Source organism: Rhodococcus sp. 2H158 (assembly GCF_053764755.1).
The window spans coordinates 24,619-47,539 of the sequence record NZ_JBSNCE010000007.1 but is presented as its reverse complement, the minus strand read 5'-3'; the positions used below and the strand labels follow the sequence as shown (position 1 = coordinate 47,539).

At 71.3% G+C, this 22,921-nt stretch carries 21 protein-coding genes; 9 read left to right on the top strand and 12 right to left on the bottom strand.

Features of this window, described 5'->3' with window-relative positions; genetic code table 11:
* Positions 1-4 precede the first annotated feature (4 nt).
* The 6 genes from ACWPOB_RS08380 to ACWPOB_RS08355 form a co-directional block, all read right to left on the bottom strand.
* A complete protein-coding gene (locus tag ACWPOB_RS08380) occupies positions 5-2,155 on the bottom strand; it encodes a 3-hydroxyacyl-CoA dehydrogenase NAD-binding domain-containing protein (protein WP_455400529.1) in 2,151 nt (716 codons plus the stop codon).
* Positions 2,156-2,183: 28 nt separating this feature from the next.
* On the bottom strand, positions 2,184-3,398 hold the full coding sequence (locus ACWPOB_RS08375; protein WP_100056842.1) for an acetyl-CoA C-acetyltransferase: 1,215 nt from the start codon (positions 3,396-3,398) through the stop codon (positions 2,184-2,186).
* A gap of 148 nt (positions 3,399-3,546) precedes the next feature.
* Positions 3,547-4,209, bottom strand: a complete 663-nt coding sequence (locus ACWPOB_RS08370; protein WP_065923126.1) for a response regulator transcription factor — start codon at positions 4,207-4,209, stop codon at positions 3,547-3,549.
* A complete protein-coding gene (locus ACWPOB_RS08365) occupies positions 4,194-6,128 on the bottom strand; it encodes a sensor histidine kinase (protein ID WP_455400528.1) in 1,935 nt (644 codons plus the stop codon). Before ACWPOB_RS08365 ends, ACWPOB_RS08370 begins: the two co-directional genes overlap by 16 nt.
* Before the next feature lie 44 nt (positions 6,129-6,172).
* Positions 6,173-6,859, bottom strand: coding sequence for a hypothetical protein (locus ACWPOB_RS08360; protein ID WP_455400527.1), 687 nt, complete (start codon positions 6,857-6,859; stop codon positions 6,173-6,175).
* A 218-nt stretch (positions 6,860-7,077) separates the two neighbouring features.
* Positions 7,078-8,637: a hypothetical protein gene (locus ACWPOB_RS08355; RefSeq protein ID WP_455400526.1), complete on the bottom strand. Its 1,560-nt coding sequence runs from the start codon at positions 8,635-8,637 to the stop codon at positions 7,078-7,080.
* Positions 8,638-8,989: 352 nt separating this feature from the next.
* Here ACWPOB_RS08355 and ACWPOB_RS08350 point away from each other — a divergent pair, with 352 nt between their 5' ends.
* Entirely contained in the window at positions 8,990-10,366 is a 1,377-nt protein-coding gene (locus ACWPOB_RS08350) for an MFS transporter (RefSeq protein WP_455400525.1), read from the top strand.
* Positions 10,367-10,373: 7 nt separating this feature from the next.
* On the opposite strand, the gene ACWPOB_RS08345 is transcribed toward ACWPOB_RS08350, so the two are convergent.
* Complete coding sequence (locus tag ACWPOB_RS08345; RefSeq protein WP_455400524.1) at positions 10,374-12,047, bottom strand: PucR family transcriptional regulator; 1,674 nt, start codon at positions 12,045-12,047, stop codon at positions 10,374-10,376.
* Between the two features lie 257 nt (positions 12,048-12,304).
* On the opposite strand from ACWPOB_RS08345, the gene ACWPOB_RS08340 reads away from it, so the two are divergent.
* From ACWPOB_RS08340 to ACWPOB_RS08305, 8 genes are all read left to right on the top strand, one after another.
* Positions 12,305-12,754 (top strand): GlcG/HbpS family heme-binding protein, encoded by a 450-nt coding sequence (locus ACWPOB_RS08340; protein WP_006943161.1) that lies wholly within the window; start codon positions 12,305-12,307, stop codon positions 12,752-12,754.
* Between the two features lie 185 nt (positions 12,755-12,939).
* The gene (locus ACWPOB_RS08335; protein WP_100057568.1) at positions 12,940-13,659 is read left to right on the top strand and encodes a TenA family transcriptional regulator; all 720 of its coding nucleotides are present in this window, start codon (positions 12,940-12,942) and stop codon (positions 13,657-13,659) included.
* 83 nt (positions 13,660-13,742) lie between these two features.
* On the top strand, positions 13,743-14,126 hold the full coding sequence (locus ACWPOB_RS08330) for a Rieske (2Fe-2S) protein (protein WP_006943159.1): 384 nt from the start codon (positions 13,743-13,745) through the stop codon (positions 14,124-14,126).
* Positions 14,123-15,346 (top strand): NAD(P)/FAD-dependent oxidoreductase, encoded by a 1,224-nt coding sequence (locus tag ACWPOB_RS08325; RefSeq protein ID WP_455400523.1) that lies wholly within the window; start codon positions 14,123-14,125, stop codon positions 15,344-15,346. Before ACWPOB_RS08330 ends, ACWPOB_RS08325 begins: the two co-directional genes overlap by 4 nt.
* Position 15,347: 1 nt before the next feature.
* Complete coding sequence (locus ACWPOB_RS08320) at positions 15,348-16,802, top strand: aldehyde dehydrogenase family protein (RefSeq protein ID WP_455400522.1); 1,455 nt, start codon at positions 15,348-15,350, stop codon at positions 16,800-16,802.
* A 42-nt stretch (positions 16,803-16,844) separates the two neighbouring features.
* Positions 16,845-17,201, top strand: coding sequence for a Rieske (2Fe-2S) protein (locus ACWPOB_RS08315; RefSeq protein ID WP_072634041.1), 357 nt, complete (start codon positions 16,845-16,847; stop codon positions 17,199-17,201).
* The gene (locus ACWPOB_RS08310; protein ID WP_072634040.1) at positions 17,198-18,796 is read left to right on the top strand and encodes a gamma-glutamyltransferase family protein; all 1,599 of its coding nucleotides are present in this window, start codon (positions 17,198-17,200) and stop codon (positions 18,794-18,796) included. Before ACWPOB_RS08315 ends, ACWPOB_RS08310 begins: the two co-directional genes overlap by 4 nt.
* A 7-nt stretch (positions 18,797-18,803) precedes the next feature.
* The gene (locus tag ACWPOB_RS08305) at positions 18,804-19,259 is read left to right on the top strand and encodes a RidA family protein (protein ID WP_455400521.1); all 456 of its coding nucleotides are present in this window, start codon (positions 18,804-18,806) and stop codon (positions 19,257-19,259) included.
* 10 nt (positions 19,260-19,269) lie between these two features.
* On the opposite strand, the gene ACWPOB_RS08300 is transcribed toward ACWPOB_RS08305, so the two are convergent.
* The 5 genes from ACWPOB_RS08300 to ACWPOB_RS08280 form a co-directional block, all read right to left on the bottom strand.
* Positions 19,270-19,407, bottom strand: a complete 138-nt coding sequence (locus ACWPOB_RS08300) for a hypothetical protein (RefSeq protein ID WP_006943148.1) — start codon at positions 19,405-19,407, stop codon at positions 19,270-19,272.
* A gap of 136 nt (positions 19,408-19,543) precedes the next feature.
* A complete protein-coding gene (locus tag ACWPOB_RS08295) occupies positions 19,544-20,761 on the bottom strand; it encodes a M50 family metallopeptidase (protein ID WP_455400520.1) in 1,218 nt (405 codons plus the stop codon).
* A complete protein-coding gene (locus ACWPOB_RS08290; RefSeq protein WP_455400519.1) occupies positions 20,758-21,444 on the bottom strand; it encodes a cutinase family protein in 687 nt (228 codons plus the stop codon). The genes ACWPOB_RS08295 and ACWPOB_RS08290 overlap by 4 nt, the downstream gene beginning before the upstream one ends.
* Positions 21,445-21,561: 117 nt before the next feature.
* The gene (locus ACWPOB_RS08285) at positions 21,562-22,434 is read right to left on the bottom strand and encodes a polysaccharide deacetylase family protein (RefSeq protein WP_455400518.1); all 873 of its coding nucleotides are present in this window, start codon (positions 22,432-22,434) and stop codon (positions 21,562-21,564) included.
* Entirely contained in the window at positions 22,431-22,916 is a 486-nt protein-coding gene (locus ACWPOB_RS08280; protein WP_100056601.1) for a hypothetical protein, read from the bottom strand. Before ACWPOB_RS08280 ends, ACWPOB_RS08285 begins: the two co-directional genes overlap by 4 nt.
* Positions 22,917-22,921 lie beyond the last annotated feature (5 nt).

The window sequence follows — 22,921 nt, the reverse complement described above, 5'->3', positions numbered from 1 at the left end:
CGCGTCAGCGCAGGGACGCCGGCGGGGTGAAGCGCTCGCCGTACTTGGCGGCGAGTTCCTCGGCGCGCTTGACGAAGCCCTCCTTACCACCCGGGTAGCCGGCGATGTACTGGGCGACGCCACCGGTCCAGGCCGGGAAGCCGATGCCGAGGATCGAGCCGATGTTGGCGTCGGCGGTGGTACGGAGCACGCCCTCGTCGAAGCACTTCTGGGTCTCGATGGCCTCGATGAACAGCATCCGCTCGATCAGATCCTGGATCGGGATGTCGGTGGGTGCGCTGCTGAACTTCTCGCGCAGGCCCGGCCAGATGCGGGTGCGCTTGCCGTCGGCGTACTCGTAGAAGCCGCCGCCACCGGCGCGGCCAGGACGGCCCTCGTCGACGAGGAAGTCGACGACGGTGGTCGAATCATCCTGCGGCACCTTCAGACCCGACGCCTCGGCGGCAGCCTCGGTCTCCTTGCGGATCTTCTGCATCAGCGTCAGGTTCAGCTCGTCCGACAGCTGCAGCGGCGGAGCCGGGTAGCCGGCCTGCGAACCGGCCTGCTCGATCGTGGCCGGCTCGATGCCCTCGCCGACCATGCGGATCGCCTCGTTGACGAACGTGCCGATGACGCGGGAGGTGAAGAATCCCCGCGAGTCGTTGACGACGATCGGGGTCTTGCGGATCTGCTGGGCGAGATCGAACGCCTTGGCCAGCGTCGCGTCGGAGGTCTTCTCGCCGGCGATGATCTCGAGCAGCGGCATCTTGTCGACCGGCGAGAAGAAGTGCAGGCCGATGAAGTCCTCCTGCCGCTTCACTCCCTCGGCGAGGCCGGTGATCGGCAGGGTCGAGGTGTTCGACCCGAGCACCGCGTCCGGCGCGACGACGTCCTCGATCTCCTGGAACACCTTGTGCTTGAGCCCGGTGTTCTCGAACACGGCCTCGATGACCAGGTCCGCGCCGGCCAGGTCGGCGGCGTCGGCCGTCGGCGTGATGCGGGCGAGCAGCGCCGCGGACTTCTCCTCCGTGGTCTTGCCGCGGGCGAGCGCCTTGGCCTCGAGGCCCTCCGAGTAGGCCTTGCCCTTCTGCGCCGACTCGATCGCGACGTCCTTGAGGATCACGTCCATACCGGCCTTGGCGCACACGTAGGCGATGCCCGCGCCCATCATGCCGGCGCCGAGCACGGCGACCTTCCGGAAGGTGGTCTTCGGGAACGGCGTACCGTCGGCCTGCTTGGGGCGCGACGCCCCGGAGTTGATGGCCTGCATGTCGAAGAAGAACGCCTGGATCATGTTCTTCGCGACCTGGCCGGTGACCAGCTCGGTGAAGTAGCGGCCCTCGATCTTCGACGCGTTGTCGAAGTCGACCTGCGCGCCCTCGACGGCGGCGGCCATGATGGCCCGCGGGGCGGGCATCGGGGCGCCCTTGAGCTGCTTGCGCAGGTTCGCGGGGAACGCCGGCAGGTTCGCCGCGAACGACGGCGACGCGGGGGTGCCGCCGGGGATCTTGAAGCCCTTCTTGTCCCAGGGCTGCACGCCGCCTTCGGGATTGGCCTCGATCCATGCCTTCGCGGCGGGCACGAGCTCCTCGATCGAGCCGACGACCTCGTCGATCAGGCCGAGTTCCTTGGCCTTGACCGGGTTGTACTTGTTGCCCTGCAGCAGCACCTGCATCAGCGCGGTCTGGATGCCGAGCATGCGCACGGTGCGGGTGACGCCACCGCCGCCGGGCAGCAGGCCGAGGCTGGCCTCGGGCAGACCGATCTGCACGCCCTTGACGTCGGCCGCGATGCGGTGATGGGTGGCCAGGGCGATCTCGAGACCCCCGCCGAGGGCCGCGCCGTTGATCGCGGCGACGACGGGCTTGCCGAGGGTTTCGAGCCGGCGCAGGTCCGCCTTGATGCCCTCGACCTCGTCGAAGATCCGCTGCGCGTCCTCGGGGCCGACCTTGATCATGTTCTTCAGGTCGCCGCCGGCGAAGAAGGTCTTCTTCGCGGAGGTGATCACGACACCGGTGATGTCGTCCTTCTCGGCGACCAGGCGGTCGACGGTGGCCTTCATCGACGCCTTGTAGAGCTCGTTCATGGTGTTCGCGCCCTGGTTCGGGTCGTCGAGGGTCAGCACCACGATGCCGTCGGCGTCGCGCTCCCAGCCGATCATGTTGTTCTCAGTCACTGTGAATTCCCCAGTCCCTTCAGAAGTTTCAGACACGCTCGATGATCGTGGCCACGCCCATGCCGCCACCGATGCAGAGGGTGACGAGGGCGCGGCGGGCACCGCGGCGCTCGAGCTCGTCGACCATCGTTCCCGTGATCATGGCGCCGGTGGCGCCGAGCGGGTGCCCCATCGCGATGGCGCCGCCGTTGACGTTGAGCTTCTCGTCCGGGATCTTCAGGTCCTTCTGGAACTTGAGCACGACCGACGCGAACGCCTCGTTGATCTCGAACAGGTCGATGTCGTCCACGGTCAGGCCGGCAGCGGCGAGGGCCTTGTGCGCAGCCGGGGTGGGGCCGGTGAGCATGATCGTCGAGTCCGCACCCGAGGTGGCGGTAGCGACGATGCGGGCCCGCGGGGTCAGGCCCATGTCCTTGCCGGCCTGCTCGGAGCCGACGAGCACCAGCGCGGCGCCGTCGACGATGCCGGAGCTGTTGCCGCCGTGGTGGACGTGGTCGATCTTCTCGACGAAGTGGAACTTCTGCAGCGCGACGGCGTCGAAACCGCCCATCTCGCCGACCATCGCGAACGACGGCTGCAACCCGGCCAGGCCGGCGAGGGTGGTGTCGGGACGCATGTGTTCGTCGTGGTCGAGGACGGTCAGGCCGTTCTGGTCCTTGACCGGCACCACGGACTTGGCGAAGTACCCGCCGGACCACGCCGCCGCGGCCAGCTGCTGCGAACGCAGCGCGTACGCGTCGACGTCCTCGCGGCTGAAGCCTTCCATGGTGGCGATCAGGTCGGCGCTCACACCCTGCGGCACGAAGTAGGTGTCGTAGTTGGTGGCCGGGTCCAGGGCCCACGGGCCGCCGTCCGAGCCCATCGGCACCCGCGACATCGACTCGACGCCACCGGCGACGACGAGCTCGTCCCAGCCGGAGCGGACCTTCTGCGCGGCCATGTTCACGGCCTCGAGGCCGGAGGCGCAGAAACGGTTGATCTGCACGCCGCCCACGGTGTCGGGCATGCCCGCCGCGGTGACGGCGGTGCGGGCGATGTCGGCACCCTGGTCGCCCACCGGTCCGACGACGCCGAGGATCAGGTCCGAGATGCGGTTCTCGTCCAGGTCCGGGAACCGCACGCGCAGTTCGTCGATCAGGCCGGTGACCAGGGAAATCGGCTTGACCGAATGCAGCGACCCGGTCTTCTTGCCGCGGCCGCGCGGAGTTCGGATGGCTTCGTAGATGAATGCCTCGGAGGTCACAGTGCAGGGTTCCTTCCCGTGCTTTGCGGATGCGAGGGGCGGCGGCTCGTGACAGCCGTCACGCCCGACCTCGTTCACCCTAGGAGCCGGGGCGCCCCGGACTGAAGGACCGAACCGAGCGGAGTCCGTGACCGAACCGAGCGGACGTTCACGCCCCGAGGCCGGCCTCGCGGGCCCGCACGATCGCGGTCGACCGGTCGGCCGCGCCGAGCTTGCCGAGCACGTTCGACACGTGGTTGCGCACCGTTTTCGGACTCAGCACCAGCCGGCGGGCGATGGTCGCGTTGTCGTGCCCGCGCGCCATCAGGTCCAGCACCTCGCGTTCGCGATCGGTGAGTTCCGGGAACACCGCCGGCGCCAGGGTGCGGGAGGCGGCCATCGCCCCGATGGCCTTGGCGGCGACGGCGGCACCAACGATGACCTCGCCGTCCGCGACGGCCCGGATCGCCCGCTCGACACCCGACGGGTCGGCACCCTTGACGAGGTAGCCGCGCGCCCCGGCACGCACCGAGGCGACGAGCGACTCCTCGTCCTCGTGCATCGTCACCACCAGCACCCGCAGCTCGGGGAACCGCCCGAGCAGCTGCCGGGTCGCCTCGATGCCCGAGCCGTCCCCCAGTTCGAGGTCCATGAGCACGACGTCGACGTCCGCGGTGATCACCTCGAGCGCCTCGGCGACCGAACTGGCCTGGGCCACCACCTCGATGCCGTCGAGGGTGCCCAGCAGCGCGACGAGCCCGAGCCGGAACACCGGATGGTCGTCGACGACGGCGACGGCGATCGCCGCGGGGGCGTTCACGACGGCCCCCACGGGAGGTCCGCCGTGACGACGGTGCCGTGCGGCTGCGCCGCGGCGATCTCGACGGTGCCGCCGACGTCCTCGGCGCGTTCGCGCATGCTGTGCGTCCCCACTCCCCGTCGCGCGTTCCGGTCCAGCCCGCGTCCCGCGTCGCGTACCTCGAGGGTGAGCCGGTCCGCCGCCGCCCGCACGAGCACCCGGCACCCGTCGGCGCCGCTGTGCCGCCGCGCGTTGGCGACCGCCTCGGCGGCGATGCCGTACGCCGCCGCGACGACCGCACCGCCCCGGCCCGGTGGCACGTCGGCGTCCACGTCGACGCGGAATCCACTGCGCGAGTGGACCGCCGACATCTCCTCCAGCGCGGCGGCGAGACCCAGCTCGTCCAGGACGGGCGGCAGCAGCCCCCGGGAGAGCTCGCGCACGCCCTCGACCTGGTGGTCGAGTTCGCGCAGCAGCGAGTCGATCAGCGGAGCGGCGCCGGCGGAGTCGCTGTCGATGAGGTTGCGGGCACCCTGGAGCCCGAGCCGGATGCCGGCGAGGGACGGACCGAGCCCGTCGTGCAGTTCCCGGCGGATGGTGCGGCGCTCGGCGAGCCGGGCCTCGGTGAGCCGATCGCGCGCCGCGTCGAGTTCCTCCGAGGACCGCAGCACCACGAGGCCGGCCTCCACCACGGAGGCGAGTTCGCCGAGCGCGCGGAAGCTGCGGGGCCCCAGCGTCTCACCGGGCGGGGCGGTCACCTCGAGCCGGCCGTCGCGCAGGACGACCTGCTCGGTGGGCCCGGTGGGGGTGCCCCATCGGGCGAGCGCCTCGTCGCCGCGGCGCACCGTCACCGACTCGAGGCGCAGCGCCACACCGACTCCGGCGGCGAGGTCCTCGAGCAGCTGCCGCGGCGTCTGCGCCCCCGCGAAGTGCCGGCCGAGCCGGCGCACCGCGCTCGCCGGGTCGTCGCCCTCGCCGTAGACGAGGGTGTGCACGCGCCGGGTCAGCCAGGCCCGCACCGGTTGCACGGCCAGGGCCACCGCGACCGCGGCGATGGCCTGGGCGACGACGGATCCGTCCGTCGGCAGGATCAGGGCGACGGTGGCGGTCACGGCGAGGTAGCCGGTGGCGAGTACCGCGACGAGGCTGCCGGCGACGGCTGCGCGGCTGACCGCGAGGTCGAGCCCCCACAGCCGTTGCCGCAGCACCACCACGAGGATCGCGACCGGGTAGAACGCCTGCGTGGCCAGGTGCAGCAGCGGCGTGAGCATCCACGGCAGGCCGGGCACCGCCAGCGGGATGTAGGACACCGCCATCAGGGCGGTGCCGAGCGCGAGCCAGCCCAGGCCGATGCGATCGGAGACCGGGCCGCACCGCCACCGGTAGGTGATGTCCGCAGCGGCGAGCAGGCCGAGCGTGACGACGGGCAGCACGAGCCAGCCGACGGCGGTGCCGGTGAAGGTCCGGGCCCAGAAGAACCACGCGGTGACCACGGCACCGGCGAGCACGCCGAGGCGGGCGCGCCGGTCGAGCGGCGTGTCGCGGACCAGCCAGGGCACCACCAGGAACAGCGCCAGGGTGCCGGGGATCCACGCGGTGCTCTGCAGCGGCGCGAGGACCCCGGCGAACGGCAGTCCGGGCCGCACCTCCGCGAGCTTCGTCCAGGCGTAGCTCAGGGCCGAGAGCCCGACGCCGATCGAGGCGAGCGACAGCAGGATCGGCACCGGATGCACCCGGCGCGCCAGCACCACGCCGGCGACGGTGCCGTACACCGCGGCACCCACGGCGTCGACGAGGAAGAACAGCTGATCGGAGTCGAGGTCCGGGCGGGCGGTGGCGAAGACCACGAGGGCGGCGACGGCCAGGCTCCCCGAGAGCACGGCGACGACGGCGGCGGGCACCGGTGCGCCACCGGTGCCCGCCGCCGTCTCGGATGCGTCCGCAACAGCCATGGTGCGGTGAGTATGCCCCGCGGCCGGTTCCGTCGCGCGGCAGCCTATCGGCGCGCCCGGTCGGAGACGGCGAATCCGATGCCGGCGACGAGCACCCACACAGGACCGACGAAGCCGGCCATGTATTGCAGCGGGGAGATCCCGAGCAGCGCGGTGAGGCCGCCGAGCACCACGCTCGCCCAGCCCAGCCACCGCGGCGTCGCGCCGTGGCGCAGCGACGCGGCCGCCACCGCCAGGCCGCTGACCCCCGCGCCGACCCACAGCCACGGGATCGTGCCGACCCAGTGCGCGCCGACGACGGCGAACTCGGCGACCATCTGTCCCGGCTCGCTCAGCCCGAACAGCAGCTCGGTGTCCAGGCCGGCGCCGAGCAGTCCGGCGGTCGCCGTGAGCAGCAGACCGAACGCCGCGACCGACGGCAGCAGGCTGTCCTCGGGCAGGGCGATCCGCAGGCGGCGCTGCAGGCCGGCGGCGAAGATCAGCAGCAGCACCGTCGACACCATGAGCGACAGGTGCATCACGAGCAGTGGGGTTCGTTCGTCCGCGAACGCCTCGGCGATCGCGGGCGCGTTGCCGGCCGTGGATTCGTCGTAGGCGGCGCCCATACCCATGCTCGCCTGGATGGCGACGACCCCGGCGAGGCCGGCGACGGCCCCCGACCATGCCCAGGCGCTCGACGACGCGCGCCGTGCGGCCGTGCGTCCGTCCTCCGTCACGCTCACTGTGCTCATCGGTTCGGTGTCCCTCCCGTCGTACCGGCGCGCTCTGCGCCTGACGGAGAGGCTGCTGCGCCCGGCGTCCCGATCGCCAGGGACACCCGTCCCGTCCCGGTGGGAATTCTGCCGGCGGGATGCCGGACCGGTCCTCGCGCGCGTCGGTGCTTGTCGCGCGCGTGAGGACGCGCGCGACAAGCACCAGACCGCGCGAGAGCGACTGCACCGCAGGGGAATCAGTAGACGAGGACGGCGAACAGCGTGCTGAGCACGAGCCCCGCCATCACCGGCAGGAAGCACTTGCGGGCCAGGTCGAGGACGGGGACACGGGCGAATCCCGCCACGGCGACGAGCGACGACCATGCGACGATCACCCCGCCGCCCGACCAGATGTTGCCCATCTGTCCGATCGCGGCGAGGGTCGACGGATCCATCCCGACCGCCGGGCCCAGCGCGCCGGACAGCGAACCGGTCAGCGGCAGACCGCTGAAGCCGGACCCGTCCAGGCCGGCCACCACGCCGATGAGCAGGATGCCGAACGACGTGACGAACGGGTTCTGCGGCAGGTGCGACTGTGCCGCGTTGACGAGATCGAACAGGATTCCCGGACCCGTCTCGCCGTCCGCGTAGCCGAGGATGGCACCGGAGAAGTCGGGGTTGCCGATGAGGAAGAAGCCGGCGATCGGCAGCACGACGCCCATCGCCTTGAAGGCGAACACCAGACCGTCGACGAGGTGCTCGGAGGTGGTCTCGAGGAAGCCGCCCCTGTCGTTGGACGCGGCGGCCGCGAACAGGATGAGCGCCGCGATTCCGCCCACGATGGCCGCGGCGTCCCCACCCTGCAGGGGCGGTACCACCTGGGTGAACTTGCCCAGCAGCAGATACACGATGAAGGCGAGGTAGGCGAGCGGAACGAGCATCGCGAACGCCTTCGCGGTGCCCCTGCTCTCGGCGAGTTCGTAGCTGCCGGGGTCGCGCTCGGCGACGATCACGGCCGTCGCCGCGCTCGCGGCACCGTCGGGGCCACCGGCGGGGCCGCCGCCCACGGGCTCGGGCTGCACCGGCTGCCGGCTCGGGGCGGATCCACCGCCGGCCGGGCCGTCGACGCCGCGGTCGGCCTCGGCCTCCCACTCGACGAGCAGGTCCGGCGACGGCGCCCGCCACGTCCGGCGCTGCGCGACGAACGTGATCGCCAGCGCGGTCACGCCGACGACGAGCGACAGCACGAGCGACTTGTCCGCCACGGCATCGACGTCGGCACCGGCCGCCGTGGCGGAGATGCCCGGTGCGACCTTGATGATGTAGTCCGACGACAGGGCCATGCCCTGGCCACAGATGGCGATGACCATGCCGACCGACAGCGGCGACAGGCCGGCCCGGATGGCGACGGGGATCAGCACGGCACCGACGAGCGGGACGGCCGGGGTGGGCCAGAAGAACAGGGAGATCACGTACGTCACGACGGCCAGCACGACGAAGCTGCTGGTGCCGGTGCGCATGACCCTGCGGAACGGCGCGACCATCAGCCGGTCGGCGCCGAGTTGCCGCAGCGCGCCGAGCATCGCGGTCACCAGCGCGATGATCAGGAAGATGTTGAACAGCTCCTTCGCGGCCACGAGGCTGGCGTTGAAGATCGAGGACAGTCCGGTGACGATGCTGCCGGAGAACACGAAGGCGGTCAGGAACGTTCCGATGACTGCGGGAACCACGATGTTCTTCCGCAGGGCCATGGTGGCCAGAATGACGACGATGCCGGCCACGTAGACCCAGTGGGCGGCTGTGAGTTGTACGTCCAATTCGAGTCCTAAGTCAGGAGCAGAACGAGTGAGGGGCTGTGTTCGTGGAACTTTCCGCGCTCGTTCATGCCTGGTCAACGCAAACCTTGCACAGTGCCCCGAACTGTAGATGTGCAGTGTGTTCCTGTTTTGCGTTTCCGTGTCCTCCGGTAGCGCGATCGTGAACAATTGCTACGAACTTGTGTCTTCCGCCGTTTCCGCCGGGCGAACCCCGAATCCTTGGGCAGGGTGCACACTCCGGGCGCGTCCGCCTGTGCTGTTTACGAATTCGACGCCGATGCGGCGGCACCGGGCGCGGTGAGACAGTGAGGCCACGGCCCCCGCCGTATCGCTCGCGAGCCACAGGAGACAGATGACCACCCGTACTGCCGCGCCGATTCCGGCCCCGGCACACGCCGATTCCGGAACCCCGCTCGCGCTGTCCGCCCTGCTGGCAGGAACCCTGGTCGGCACGATCAGCAACAACGTCGTGAATGTCCCGTTGGCGGAGATCCTGTCGGATTTCGGCACATCGCTGGAGAGCGGGGTGCTCGTCGTCGCCGGTTTCCTGTTGACGTTCGCGGCGTCGATGCCGCTGGCCGGCTGGATCGGTGATCGCTTCGGCCGACGGCGCGTGTACTGCGGCGCGCTCCTGGCGACGGCGGTGTGCTCGGCCGGCGCCGCGACGGCCCCCAACCTGGCGGTGCTCGTCGCGTGGCGCTCGCTGGGCGGTGTCGCCGCCGCCGCGTTCGCGCCCGCCGTGATGGGCCTGATCGCGTGGTTGTTCGGGCCCGAGCGGCGGGCGCGGGCCGTCGGGGCCTGGGCGGCGGTCAACGGTGCCGGTCAGGCCCTCGGACCCTCGATGGGCGGCCTGATCGCCGACCACTGGGGGTGGCGCTGGGTGTTCGTCCCGCTCGTGCCGGTGGCGCTGATCGGCTTCGCGGGGACCCTGCGCTGGATTCCCGCGTTCGAGGGCCGGCGCATGCGCCTCGACGGCCCGGGCGCGGCCGCGTTGACGCTCGGCGCCGCGGTGCTGGTGCTCGGGCTGACGCTGGTCCCGCAGCCCGGCGTGGCGCTGCCCGTCGCCCTCGCGCTGATCGGGGGCGCGGCCGTCGTGCTCGTGTGGTTCGTGCTGCACTGCCTGCGCACGCAGGTGCCGTTCGTGGACGTCCGCCTCGTGGCCGAACCGCGGTTCGCCCGCAGCGCGATCGCGGCGTTCGGTCAGATGTTCTGCCTCGGTGCGACCCTGCTCGCGGTGCCGCTGTACCTGACCGGCGGGGGGGTGTCCACAGCCCTGGCGGGGACGATCCTGTTCGCGCTGCCCGCCGTGATGGTCGTCCTGGCCCCGATCGTGGGCCGCACGACCGACAGGCTGGGCGCCCGGAGGGTGCTGCGGGCGGGACTGGCGGTGCTGATCGTCGCCCAGTCGGCTCTGGCCGCCGTCCTGACGACCGCGGCGACGAACCACTGGGCCGTCGTCGCGGTGCTCGCGGTCACCGGGGTGGGCATCGCGCTCGTACAGACCCCGGCCGCGGCCGGGTCGACGCGCTCGCCCGCCGGAGCCCAGGGCACCGGGTTGGGGTTGTTCAACCTGATCCGTTTCGGCGGATCGGCGGTCGGCGCCGCGTGGGTGGCCATCGCGGTGGAATCGTGGTCGTACCCCGTGCTGTTCGTCGTGTGCGCCGTCGTCGTCGCGGCCGGCCTGGCCGCATCCTTCCTCGGCCGCGATCCCGAACTGGCAGGCGCGTGAACGTTGTTCAGCGGTAGTTGATCTCGCGGTCCACGGCGGTGTGGACCTGGTCCAGCAGCTCGAGGCGGATCGCGAGCCACGCCGTGAACTGGTTCTCCGGCAGGCGCACGTCCATCGACAGCGCACGGGAGATGCGATCGAGCTTGGACAGCATCGTGTTCCGGTGCACGTTGAGCTCCCGCGCCGCCGCGTTGACGTTGCCACCCGCACTCAGATACGCGACGAGCGTGTCGTGCAGGTCGGTTCCGGCGCGGATCGGGCCGAGCACGTCGCGGACCAGGCGGCGGCTGCGGTCGGTCTCGGCGACGAGTTCGAGCACGCCGTAGCCGCGCAGGTCGCGGTAGGAGACGGCGCCGGACAAGCCCAACCGCTGCCCGATTCCCAGGGCGACCCGGGCCTGACGATAGCTCTCCCGGATCTCGTCCGCGCCGACGGCGGGCGCGCCGTGCGCGACCGGCACCGGCCGGCCGCGCCGGTCCTCCAGGTCCAGGGCCATGGCCTCGGCATACTTCTCGATCTCCGCCTCGACGTCGCGCCGGTCGTGCGACCGGAGCGAACGGACGACGACGAGGACGTCCCCGATCACGGTGACGTAGGACCGCACCGCCGGGTGCGGCAGCACGCTCGCCGCGTACCGCGCGAGCCGCAGCAGGCTCCCCGAGCCCTCGACGCCCGCACCACCGGCGTCCGGGGCGTGCCCGGCCGCGACGAACACCGCGAACGTCGAGGTCAGATCGATGTCGTGATACCCGGCCCGCGCCTGCATGTCGTGCTGGCTGGTGAAGCTGCCGTGCACGAGCGCCTGCACGAAGTCCCCGCGGGCGCGTTCCTCCGCTTCGTCGACACTGCGCTGCCGCAACATCTCCGAGCCGATGATCGCCGTCGCCTGTTCGGTGACGACCGCGTGCTGAGCCAGTTCGTGCGGCCCCGGGCCGGGACCGGCGGCGAGCACCGCGACCCAGCCCTCGAACCGCTTGCCCAGGCGGATGGGGCTGGCGGTGCACGTCCAGCGCCCCGAATCGCCGGACAGTTCCACCACCTGCGTGTCGTGGCCGTGCCCGGATCCGCTCGTGGTCTCCGCGTCCTGCCGTTGGGTCAGCGCCCGCGGAAGCCGGTCGGAGACGAGATCCGTGGTCGCGGAGTCCAGGCCGTGGACCGCGACGACGTGCCCGCGCGCGTCGAGCGCGACGGCGGGATGGTGCGCCAGGGCCGAGACCTCGCGGATGAGCAGGGTCATGCCCGCGCCCCGGTGCAGCAGCCCCGCCAGGGTGGTGTGGACGTGCGACGAGTAGCGCATCACGTGCACCTCCTGCGTCAGGGCACGCTCGGCCAGGAGGCGGTTGAGCGCCGCGAAGCCGATCGGGAAGCTCAGCTCGAGGACGACGAGTCCCGCGGGCAGCGGCGACTCCGCGGTCGTCACGGGCAGCGAGCCGTCCACGACGAGGGCGGCGGCGCCGCGCGCGGCCAACGCCGCGACGGCGTGCACGTTGCCGGCGAGCGCCTCCGGACGGGCGTACACGGCGACGGCATCGAGGTCGTCGAATCGGCCCATGACCTCGCTGAACGGCAGCGCCCAGGTGAGGGCGCGGTCGAGGGCGGTGTGCCCGGACGCGATGCGCGCCCCGGTCATCAGCGACTCGTCGAGCAGACCCCGGACGGTCAGGCGCGGGCTCGGTTCCATGTCGACCTGCTTTCTGCGAGCGGGACGCCGGCGCGAGGGCCGACATGCACCTTTTTCATCAAGTACCAGAGTCGAAGGTCCGCAGGCGATGTGCAACTTGTACACGAATTGTGTCGGGTACGGGTGATTCTGACCGTCCCTCCGTGGCCGCATCCCTGTTAGAAATAGCCCACTGGCGAAAACGCATCCCCACCGGCCGGACCCCTCGCTTCCCGCTCCGCCAGGCCGGTACTCCCGCAGACCGAAAGTGGAGACCCATGCATCGAATTCATCGCATCACCCTCGACGACGCGCTCCCCCTCCTCGCCGCCGGCCGCGCGAAGGCGGAGGAGATCGGCGTCAAGCAGACCCTGTGCGTCTGCGACGAGAGCGCCAACGTCATCGCCCTGCACCGCCTCCCCGGTGCGCGGCTGACGGGTGTCGAGATCGCGATGGCCAAGGCGTTCACCGCGGCGGGCCACGAACGCGCCACGCACCTGTTCAACGAACCGCCCAACGGGCCGGCCCTGCCCGGCAACGAGGCCTTCGGCATCAGCCACATGCTGCCGGGCAAGTTCGCGATCTTCGTCGGCGGCTTCCCGCTGGTGTTCGACGGCCAGATCGTCGGGGCCGTCGGCATCAGCGGCGGAAACGGCGAGCAGGACAAGGCCGTCGGCGCGGCGATGCTCGCGGAGTTCGAGGCGATCACCGCGTCGGTGGCGCACTGACTGTGCACTTCGACCCCCGCCGGCGCCGCATTCCGGTCAGTGTGGCCGTGGCCGCACCCCGACGCCGGCACTAGTTTCGAAACCGACCGGAACAGGCTTTCACTCAGCCGATTTCGATCGTTCTCCGCAACGTCGCGGATCAACCCCAGCCCGACCGCACGACACAGCGTGAAAGGGAAACCACCATGACCGAACTGCTCGGACGCGACGAGTTCCGCGCCGCACTCGAGAACGCGATCAAGGGCCGCGAGGCCAAGGACGCCTCGTTCAGCAAGGCCTGGGCCGAGGGCAAGCTCGAGAAGCACCACTTCGCCCGGTGGGCCGAGAACCACTACCACTACGTGGGCCCGTTCGCGGACTACCTCGCGAACATCTACGCCAACACGCCCGACACGTTCACCGACGCCAAGGACTTCACCCTGCAGAACATGTACGAGGAGGAGCTGGCCGACATCCGGCACACCGACCTGCTCATCAAGTTCGCCGAGGCGTGCGGCACCACCCGCGAGCGCGTCGAGGACCCGAACAACATGAACGCCGTCACCCGCGGCCTGCAGGCGTGGTGCTACGCGGTCTCGCAGCGGGAGCACTTCGTGGTCGCCACCGCGGCCCTGGTCGTCGGTCTCGAGTCGCAGGTGCCGAGCATCTACAAGAAGCAGATCGTGCCGCTGCGCGAGGTGTACGGGTTCACCGAGGACGAGATCGAGTTCTTCGACCTGCACATCACCTCGGACGTCGTCCACGGCGAACGCGGGTACCAGATCGTGCTGGACTGCGCCGACACCCCGCAGTTGCAGCAGCGCTGCCTGCAGCTCGTGCGCTGGGGCGCGGAGATGCGCTTCTCGTACACCAAGGGCCTGTACGACACGTACGTCGCTCCCGACCTCGAGCTGGCTTCGGCCTGACCGACGTGACCGGACCGCGGGAGGGTCCACCGCACGGCCCTCCCGCACCGGTCCCGGCGGCCATCCCCGATCGAAGGAGAATCATGTCCACCGACGCCGCGTCGGCCCCGCCCGGGTCGACTCGCGACAGGGTCGCCGTCGCCACCGTCAAGGAGCTGACCCGCCGGCGCAAGCTGCGCGTCGAGGTCGACGGCGTCGGCATCGCGTTGTTCCACGCGAACGACCGGGTGTACGCGTTCGCCGACCTGTGCATCCACCAGGACCGCTCGCTCGCCAAGGGCACCCTGTTGCACGGGCGGGTCATCTGCCCCGGCCACCAGTGGCGGTTCGACCTCGAAACCGGCTACGAGGAGGACCAGGATCTCTGCCAGCCGACCTATCCCGTGACCGTCGAGGGCGACACCGTCTATCTCGATCCGGCCCCGCGCCGTGTCGTTCCCGGCTCGCAAGAGGAGAGTTCGTCATGACCGTACGCACCGTTGTCACCGTCGGCGCCGGCCAGGTCGCCGCGGTCGCCGCACGCACGTTGCGCCGCCGCGGATTCGACGGCCGCATCGTCCTGCTCGGCGACGAACCGCACGCGCCCTATCAGCGGCCGCCACTGTCGAAGGAGTTCCTCGCCGGCCGGGAACCCGTCGGCTCTCTGACCCTGATCACACCGAAGTTGCTGGCCGACAACGATATCGACATCCGAACCGGGGTCACGGTACGGCGCGTCGACACCGCCTCGCGCAGCGTGGAATTCGACGGTGGGTCCGTCGCCGCCGACGCGGTGATCCTCGCGACCGGGGGGCGCCCGCGCACGATCCCCACGTCCGGGACGCGCCCCGATCTCGTGCACTACCTGCGGACGCTCGACGACGCCGTCGCCCTCGCTCCGCGGCTCACCCCCGGTGCGCGCCTGGTCGTCGTCGGCGGCGGATTCGTCGGTCTCGAGATCGCCGCAACGGCACGCGGTCTCGGTGTCGACGTGGTCGTCCTCGAATACGCCGACGCCCTGCTGGGTTCCGTCCTGGGCGCCACAGTCGGCGGGTTCTGCGCCGATCTGCACCGCCGCAACGGCGTCGATCTGCGCACCGGCGTCGGCGTGGACTCCGTCGCGACCTCCGAGGCCGGGGTGCGGGTCCGCACCACGACCGGCGACACGATCGAGGCCGACGTGGTCGTGGTCGGCATCGGCATCACGCCGAACGTCGACGTGGCCGCCGCGAGCGGACTCCACACCGACAACGGCATCGTCGTCGACGCCGTGGGCCGCACCGCCGTACCCGGAATCCACGCCGCCGGCGACGTCGCGAACCGCTTCTCCGACCGCGCCGGCCGCCACGTCCGGGTGGAGCACTTCGACAACGCCAACCGGCAGGCCGCGGTCGTCGCGGACACGATCGTCGGTCGCACCTCGCTCGCCGACGACGCACACTGGTTCTGGTCGGACCAGTACGACACGAACATCCAGTTCACCGGAACACCCTCCGGGACGACGGAACTCGTCGTTCGCGGCGACGCCCACTCGGGGGAGTTCACTGTCTTCTATCTCGCCGGCGACATGCTCACCGCAGCGTTCGCCATGGACCGCGGCGAGGACATCATGGCCGCCCGCGAACTCGTCGGCCGGACGGTCGGCGCGCACCAGCTCGCCGACGCGGACGTGGACCTGTGGGAACTGGGCGAACAGGTGGTGAGCTGAGGTGGCCGTGACAGGACTGAACTTCATCGACGGTGCGTGGGTGCCGGCCGTCTCCGGCGCCACCTTCGAACGACGCAACCCCGCCGATTCCGCCGACCTGATCGGAACATTCCCCGATTCCGACGCCACCGACGTGCGCATCGCCGTCGACGCACTCGACAAGGCGGCCCCCGAATGGGCCGCCACCCCACCGGAGCGCCGTGCCGCTGTCCTGGAGGCCGCCGCCCGGCACCTCGAGGAGCGACGGGAATCGCTCGTCGGGGAACTGGTCCGCGAGGAGGGCAAGACGCGCGCTGAGGCCACCGTCGAGGTGAGCCGCACCCCCATGAACCTGCGCTTCTACGCGGGCGAGGCGCTGCGCGCGACCGGCGCGACGTACCCGGCCGCCGGCCGCACCATGATCTACACCGTCCGCGAACCCATCGGCATCGTCGGGGCCATCACCCCCTGGAACTTTCCGCTGAACATCCCGTCCCGCAAGCTCGGGCCGGCGATCGCCGCGGGAGATCCGATGCTGTTCAAGCCGTCCGAGATCACCCCGCTCATGGGGCAGCGACTGGTCGAGGCGCTGCTCGCCGGCGGACTGCCCCCGGCGGCGATCGCGCTGGTGCAGGGCGGCGGGCGGGCCGGAGCCGCGGTGGTCGCCGACGAACGCGTCGCGGCCGTCACCTTCACCGGATCGACGAAGGTGGGCCGGGCCATCCATCGTGGCGTCGGCCCGGACCGGCGGGTACAGCTCGAGATGGGCGGCAAGAACCCCGTCGTCGTCCTCACCGACGCCGACCTCGACGCCGCCGCCGCGTTGATCGTCAAGGGCGCTTTCGGGCTCTCCGGGCAGGCCTGCACCGGCACCAGCCGGGTCGTCGCGATCGACGACGTCCACGACGCCCTGCTCGAGCGGGTCGTCGCCCGCGCCGAGGCCCTCACCGTCGGACCGGGCCTGCAGGCGGGGGCGTCGATGGGTCCGCTCGCCAGCCGCGGCCAGCTGGACAAGTTCCTCGAGTACGTCGCCGTCGGACAGGACGAAGGGGCCCGTCTGGTGTGCGGCGGAACCCGCTGCGACGACACCGGATTCGGAGACGGGTTCTTCGTGCGCCCGACGGTGTTCGCCGACACCGCGCCGGGCATGCGCATTCTGACCGAGGAGATCTTCGGTCCGGTGCTGGCGTTCCAGCGGGCGTCGTCGTTCGACGAGGCCGTCACGCTGGCCAACGACACGGCGTTCGGCCTGAGCGCGGCGATCGTCACGCGCGATCTCGATCGGGCCGGGCAGTTCGTCGCCCGTTCCCGCACCGGCCTGGTCAAGGTGAACCAGCCGACGAACGGCATGGCGATGAACGCTCCGTTCGGTGGGTACAAGGCGTCGAGCACCCAGACGTTCAAGGAACAGGCCGGGCCGACGCTGATGCAGTTCTACCAATCCGAGAAGACCGTCTACATCGACCCCGTCGCCTGACCGCCCGCGGTCGGAACAGACCCCAATGCCTGGAGGATGACCATGGAGTTCAAGAGAGTGGCCCGTTCCGGGCAGGTACCGGAGGGCATCGTGCGCCGCTTCTACGCCGGCGACTACGAGTTCGCGATCTCGCGGCTGGACGGGAAGGCCTACGCGACATCCAACTACTGCTCACACCTGGACTGCCTGCTCTCGTCCGGCAAGCTCGTGCAGGATGGCATCGGATGCTCCTGCCACGGAAGCGCTTTCGATCTCGCAACCGGTGAACCCATCTGCCCTCCCGCCACGGAGCCGATCAAGACCTATCCCGTCGAGGAGCGGGACGGCGAGATCTTCGTCGGCATCGATCCCGCCGAGCCGCCGGAGGGCCCGCGCCGGCGCCGGCTCCGGCAGGCATGACAGCGCGGCGGGTCCGTCCGGCGACGTTGTCGACCGGCGGCATGGTGTCCTCGAGCCACCCGCTGGCCGGCCAGGCCGGGGCGCGGGTGCTCGCCGACGGCGGCAACGCGGTCGACGCCGCGCTGGCGATGGCCGCGACCACGTGGCTGACCCTGCCCGGCCAGTGCGGCCTCGGTGGGGACGCATTCGCCGTGGTGCGGGAACCGGACGGCACAGTCTGGACGGTCGGCGGGAGCGGTTACGGCCCCGACGGCGGCACACCCGGCTTCTACCGGGACCGCGGGCTGACCGCGATCCCGCTGGACGGCGCCCTCGCGGTGGCCGTGCCCGGCGCTCCGGCCGCGCTCGCGGCACTGCACCGGCGCGGCGCCACCCGCAGCCTTGCCGAGCTGTGGGAACCGGCCGCGCGCCTCGCCGAGAATGGGTTGCCCTGCTCGGCCAAGACCCGCGACGACGTGCGGTCGGCGCTGGACGCCGTCCGGAGCGATCCCGGGCTGGCCTCCGTGTACGTCGACGGCGGCCTCGTCCCGCTCGTCGGTGACCGGCTGCCGCAACCCGACCTGGCGCGGACCATCCGCGAGCTCGCGCACGACCCGGCGTCGTTCTACACCGGGTCGCTCGCCGAGCGGTGCGTCGCCGCGCTGCGCGACGCGGGCGCCCCGTTCTCGGGAGACGAATGGGTCGCAACCGGGACGGTGACGCCCGAGGCGGCGCTGTCCGGCCGGTACGCCGGCGCGGTGATCCATCAGACCCCGCTGCCCACCCCCGGGTGGATGGTGTTGCACCAGGCGGCGCTGTGCGACGGCGTCGTCGGGTTCTCCCCGCTCCTGAGCGCGGCGGCGATCGACCGCATGGCCCGGGCCGCGCGGACGGCGTTCGAGGACCGGCTGCGCTGGTGCGGCGCCGACAACGACGGTGCCGCCCGCATCCTCGATCCCGGCCACATCCGCGCCGGCCGCGACCGGCTGTCGGCGACCGCGCCTGCCGGAGCGTTCACGGTGGCCGGCGGAGACACCACCTCGCTGGTGACGGTCGACCGGGACGGACGCGCGGTGAGCTTCATCCATTCGCTGGCGTTCACCTTCGGGGCCAAGTTCACCGTGCCCGGCACGGGGATCGTCCTGAACAACCGGCTGGGGCGGGGCGCGTACCTGATCGACGGGCATCCGAACGAGGTGCGGCCCCGCCGCAAGCCGCTGCACACCCTCAATGCCTGGATCGTCACGGACGAGGCGGGAGCGCTGCTCCACGTGGGCAACACCCCCGGCGGGGACGGGCAGGTGCAGTGGAACATGCAGCTGCTCTCGCACCTCCTCGACCACGGGCTCGATCCGCAGGAGGCGGTGTCGGCGCCCCGGTTCACGGTGTTCCCCGGCTCCGACGCGAACGTGCTCGGCGACCCCGCCGAGCTGCGCATCGAGGCCGACGTCCCGCCCGAGGTCCGCACCGCCCTGTCCGAGATGGGGCACGACGTGCGCACCCTCGAACCGCTCGGCGCCGAGGGCAGCGCCCAGATCATCTCTCTCGATCCCCGCGGCGTGCTCAGCGGCGGCAGCGATCCCCGTCAGGAAGGAGTGGCTCTCGGTGTCGAATGATCTCTCGGTGTCGAATGAACACGCGATCGGCGAGCAGCCGCCGCGGCCGCGCGGCCGCTACGTACCCGCGGTGCTGTCCGGCTCGACCGTCCACACGGCGGGGATGACCCCGCGCCGCGACGGCCGGCTGACCGTCACCGGCCGCGTCGGCGGCGAAGTGGACCCGGCCCTCGCCCGGGAGGCGGCGGGCCTCGCGGCCGGCAATGCCCTGGCCGCGGTCCGGTCGGTGCTGCCGCCGGGCGCGAGGTTCCGGTGCGTCGAGATGGTGGTGTACATCGCGTGTGCCGACGGCTTCACCGAGCTCTCGGCGGTCGCCGACGGCGCATCGGAGGTCGTCGAACGCGCGCTGGGCCCGGCGTCACTGCCCGCCCGCAGCGCGATCGGGGTCTATCTGCTTCCCGGCAACGCGCCGGTCGAGGTGGCCGTCACCGCGCACGTCGGAGACGGAGCGGGCGCGCGCTGACGACCGCGGATCAGACCAGCGCCGGCCCGATCACGGCCAGCGCGACGAGCGCGATCAGCGCGGACAGGCCCGCTATGGTCGCGCCTCCGACCGGCGACTCGACGTCTCCGAACAACGGTTCGTCCTCGTCCCAACACCACCGCGGCATCACTCCATGGAAGCGGTTCGCCCCCGCATGCGCAACGGGGCGAGCGGGATTCGGTCGAATTGCGGCAAGTTCCACGAGGTTTGCCCGGTTCCACCGGACTCCTCCGGTGGCGAGGAGGGCGGTCCGGGGGCCGGGATCAGGCCGGACGAACGGGGGCGACGATGTCCGCCGCGAGGGTGAGCAGCATGAAGGCCCCACCGACGACGACGAACGCGTACGTCACCGGCAGCAGCTTCACGAAGTCGACCGGCGCTCCGCCGGGCCGGCCCAGCCGGGCGCGCACCCGGTTCCGCAGACCCTCGTAGATCGCCACGGCCATGTGCCCGCCGTCGAGAGGCAGCAGCGGCAGCAGATTGAACAGGCCGACGAAGAGGTTCAGGCTCACCAGCAGCAGCACGAACGACTCCCAGGCGCCCCGCTCGACGGCCCGGCCCCCGAGCAATCCGGCCCCCACCACGCTGATCGGGGTGTCCGCGTCGCGTTCGCCGCCGGTCACCGACCGCCACAGCGACGCCACCTTCGTCGGCATGTCCACCACCGTGCGCGCCGTGAGCACGGCGAGGTCGCCGGTGAACGCGAGGGCGGCGGGCACCGCGGTCACGACGTCGTACCGCACGGGACCGGCGGGCGGGTGCGCGGACACCCCGATCGCACCGACGGCCGTCGAGCGCTCGGCCCCCGTCCGAGGGTCGACCACCCATCGCTGCACCTGCTCGGTCGCGACGGGCAGCACCAGCCGGCGGCCGTGCCGTTCGATCGTCAGTTCGACGACTCCTGCGCTGTCCCAGATCTTTCCGACCAGATCGCCGAACCGGGTGACGCCCTCACCGTCGACGGCAAGGATCGCGTCGCCGGGGAGTATCCCCGCGGCCCCGGCCGGTCCCGGGCCGTCGCACGCGGCGAGGCCGTATCCCGGGCCGGGCCGCTGCGACGACGGGACGCATCCGACGGACTCGACGACCACCTTCGGATGCAGCTCCGGCAGCCCCCACCCGACGGCGAGGACGAGGACGAGGACCCCGGCGAGCAGGAAGTTCATGCCGATGCCGCCGGACATTACGACCAGCCGCTTCCAGGTCTTCTGCCGGTACAGGGCGCGGTCGTACTCGTCGGGGGTCAGTTCGTCGAGCGCGGTCGTGCCGGCGATCTCGCAGAACCCGCCCACCGGGATCAGTCCCAGCCCGTAGTCGGTCTCACCGCGCCGGACGGAGAAGAGCATCGGGCCACGTCCGAGGGAGAATCGGCGCACCTTCATCCCGAGACGTCGCGCCGCCCACAGGTGCCCCGCCTCGTGCAGGGCGACGGACACCGCGACCCCCAGCGCGAAGAGCACGACGCCCAGCGCGAACGTCACGGGTGATACGTCGCGTGCTCGCGGATGTACCCGGTGACGTTGCCCTCCGGGTCGCAGACCATGTCGCCCTCGAGGCACTCGGTGGTGACCGGGATGTGCCGCAACTCGCCCGCCGGCTGGGGAAGGGTGATGCCCGGGACGAGCGGCCCGGCGTACTGGGCGGGCCGGCCCTGCGCCGGATCGGCGATCAGGTGCACCCGCACCCGGTCCTGCAGGTCGGTGCCGTCGTCGTGCACGGGCGCCGCCGCATCGATCTCCATCGCAACCCTGCGCACGACGATCGCTCCCTGCGAGTAGCCGTACAGCTCGTAGCGCGTGCGTGGCCCGCAGGCGGCCTCGGTCCGGCCGATCTCCGCCCAGAGATTCTGCACACCGATCTGCACTGACTGGTCCATGAACGTGTCCCAGCCGAACACCCCGGCGACCATGCCCGCCGGATACCGCACGTGCCGCACCGCGAAGTCGGGACTGTTGCGGTACTGATCGGTGTAGGAGTTGAGCGGGCTCTCGGGATCGATCGAGTCCGGCGTTTCGGGACCCTTCGTGCCGTCGACGGCGAGCACCACGGTCGGCGCACAGTACGAGGCCGGGGACGGGTCGGCATGGGCGATCGACACGGCACCGAACATCGAACCGATGGTCAGCGCGCCGACGATCGCCACCCGGACAGCGGAAAGGATCATCGAAACCGTCCTTCAGCCCATGGGATCCACCCCAACGATTCCCGACCGCGTTCATAAGTAAGCACAGTGATCGTGAAGTCCGCAAATCGAACACGCGGGTGCGGTGCACTCGGGGGCTCAGCGGACGACATCGGCCAGATCCACGAAACCGTAACCCCGCGTCCGCAGACCGTCGATGATCGCCGGCAGCGCATCGGCGTCCAGGGTCGTGCCGTCGTCGGGGTTCGCACCCACGTGCATCAGAACGATCTGCCCGGGCGCGGCCGCGGCGAGGACCCGCTCGGTCACCGCCGCGGCGTCGAGACCACCGCTCGTGCCCTTCCAGCCGAGCGAATCCACGGTCCAGCGCACGGGCACGTAACCGGCACCGTTGACGACGCGGATGTCGGCGTCGGTGCGAGCACCGAAGGGAAACCGGAACCACGGCACGGCCGGGCGACCCGTCAGTGCCGTGATCGCGCTCTCGGCCGCGGAGAGGTCGGCCCGGATCTGCTCGTCGGTCAGATCCGGGTAGGAACGGTGGGTGTTGCTGTGGTTTCCCACCGCGTGCCCGGCGGCGGCGACGGCGCGGACCCGGTCCGGATACGTCCGCGCGAAATCACCGGTGACGAAGAACGTCGCCGGCACGTCGTAGCGGGCGAGCGTGGCGAGGATACGGGAGACGGCCGTGTCGGAGGCTCCACCGTCGAAGGTCAACGCCACCACCTTCTCCTCGGTGGGAATCCGCTCGAGATCGATGCCGCGCAGGGCGGCAGGTACACCGGCCGGAGGCACCGGCGTCGGCTCCGGACCGGACGGCGGAACGGGGACGGTCGCGGAGGGCCCCGGCACCGGTGACGGGGGCCCGGGCAGCGTGGTCGCCGGTTCCGACGTCGGACTGCTCGTCGCGGTGGCTTCGGGCCGCTCGTCGGGCGGGCCGGAACCACAGGCCGTCACGACCAGGATCGACGCCGCGACGACGAGCGATCCGCGCCGGAACCGGATGTTCATGTGGACAGTGTGCCGCTCCACCTCGGCGGCGCCGCTGCGTTCGCCGGGTCGCTCCCCCGGGTGCGGTGGAACACGACGCTCACGGCAAGGAGGACCTCCGCGGCCGCGGCCGCCAGCGCAGCGGCCATGAGAGGGGGAATCGAGGCGTCAACCGCTGCACCGGCGACGGGAGGCACAGCGTGCCCGTGGTGGCCGCCTGCGGCCCGGCCCGGGCTCATGGTGGTCAGGTGCACCATGATCATCGCGATGTTCATGACGGTGACCAGGATCCAGTCCCGCTGGTCTCCGCGCATCCACAGGTGACGGGCGCAGTAGAGGCATCCGGCGACCATGACGAGGGTCAGGGCCGCCGAACCGGGCGACGGGGTGTGCTCCCCGAGCGAGCCGGCATGCAGGACGGCCGCCGACACGGCGAGGGCGGCGGCCGCCCGGCCGCACCACGTGGTGGTGCGGCGGGCGGCTTCCGGAACTGTGGTGGACATGTCCG